This is a genomic window from Mycoplasma todarodis (assembly GCF_965212735.1).
Lineage (GTDB): Bacteria > Bacillota_I > Bacilli_A > Mycoplasmatales > Metamycoplasmataceae > Mycoplasma_K > Mycoplasma_K todarodis_A.
On record NZ_CBDBYJ010000007.1, the window covers coordinates 1 to 1678 of the forward strand.

Genomic DNA, 1678 nt, shown 5'->3' on the forward strand with positions numbered 1-1678 from the left:
AGTACTAATAAATTGAACGGTTTAATAAGTGATCTAAATCTTAGGTTATCTATTGAAACGGTACGTCACAGACAAACCAATGAAGAATCTGCTATTCAGTTTTGAAAGAACTAGAAACAAAAGACCTATAAAGGTCCTTTTTTTTCGCCTTTTTTGAATTTGAATAAAAAATAGAACCCATTCGAGTTCTATTTTGTTTTATTTTTAATGAATTCATTGATAAAGTTGTAAATATAATCATCAGTTGTATCTTTTAAATTGATGTCTGCAATCTTTTCTAATTCTTTATGTGAATTTGGAACTGCTACAGATACACCTGCAACATTGAACATTGTAATATCATTTGGCGCATCCCCAAAAACAATTGTCTTTTCTAACTCAATATAATTTAGTTGATCTAAAGTTGAAATAGCTTCTCCTTTACTTATACCTTTAGGCATTACATCTAATACTATTGGAAGAGATTCAACTAGATATGATTCATTTATAGCGTTGAAGAATTCTTGTATTTTCTTTTTGGATGATTCGTCTACATTCTCAGTTAAAATTAGGAACTTCGAAACTCTAGTTGATGTTGGAAGAGGTTCTTTTGTGAAGATTCATTTTTCTTCATCGTTTATTGTTGTAAGACGTTCTTTGATTTGTGCTACTCACTTAGTGTTTGTAACATCATTGTAAAACATTTCATCTTTTGTATAAGCTAAAAAATCTATTTTTTCTTCTATTAATCAATTGTAAATCTTTTGTGTATTTTCAACATCGAAGGATCTATCGTTTATTGATTCATTATTATTTTTTATTAATCCACCATTGATTGAAATGATTGGTAAGTCAGGTTTAACTAAATTAATAATATTTTTAATCATCATTTGAGGTCTACCCGTTGCAATCCCTACTTTGATTCCTTGATTCCTTAAAATTTCTAAAGATTCAAGATTTAAGTTTGTTATATTCTTTTTCTTATTTAATAAAGTTCCATCTAAATCAAAAAAAGCATATTTAAGGTTTTGTAATTTAGATCCTACTCCATTGTCTATTGTAGTTTTATTATTTTCTTTTGTCATAATATAAATTATATAAAATACTCATTAAATAAAAGACATACAATGAATTCTTTTGAAAAACAATCAACCTATTCAACTATTTTGTTAGAAAGAACGAATTGCATATATAATAATTAATATAAAGGTGGGATTATGGAAAAACAAAAAGAAATGGGTAAATTAGCTAAATTAAATAAGAAGTATAAAATATTCATTATTGCAGCTGTATTTCTTGCAATTCTAGCTATGACTTTAGTGGTGGCTATACCATTATCAATTTAATAATAAAAAATAAGATGCATCAAAGTCTCTTATTTTTTTAATGCCTTTTTATTAATATATAGGAGTATTTTTTAAGGAACATATAAAATACAGAACTTCATTTTTTCAAAATAATGAATATTTGTTAATTTTTTTAAAAAGTATGTCGAAACCATATATTTCTTTGTTATACTATTAAAGCACCCATTCAAAGACTGGTATATTTACTGGACTTAAAATGGTGCTGATAGATCTTTGAAAACTAGATACAAGAAACCATGAACCCGGAATCAATTTATGAGAGTTTGATCCTGGCTCAGGATGAACGCTGGCTGTGTGCCTAATACATGCATGTTGAACGNNNNAAGCAAAAG

2 protein-coding genes and 1 rRNA gene are annotated in these 1678 nt (G+C 27.1%); 2 read left to right on the forward strand and 1 reads right to left on the reverse strand.

All coding sequences use genetic code 4. The annotated features are described in order from the left end of the window. Nucleotides 1-188: 188 nt before the first annotated feature. Entirely contained in the window at nt 189-1064 is an 876-nt protein-coding gene (locus tag ACOMC1_RS04145; protein WP_420331370.1) for an HAD family hydrolase, read from the reverse strand. Nucleotides 1065-1196: 132 nt separating this feature from the next. On the opposite strand from ACOMC1_RS04145, the gene ACOMC1_RS04150 reads away from it, so the two are divergent. Both ACOMC1_RS04150 and ACOMC1_RS04155 read left to right on the forward strand, forming a co-directional pair. Further along, complete coding sequence (locus tag ACOMC1_RS04150; protein WP_420331371.1) at nt 1197-1325, forward strand: hypothetical protein; 129 nt, start codon at nt 1197-1199, stop codon at nt 1323-1325. Between the two features lie 272 nt (nt 1326-1597). After that, nucleotides 1598-1678: ribosomal RNA gene (locus tag ACOMC1_RS04155) — 16S ribosomal RNA — on the forward strand; the annotation flags it as partial.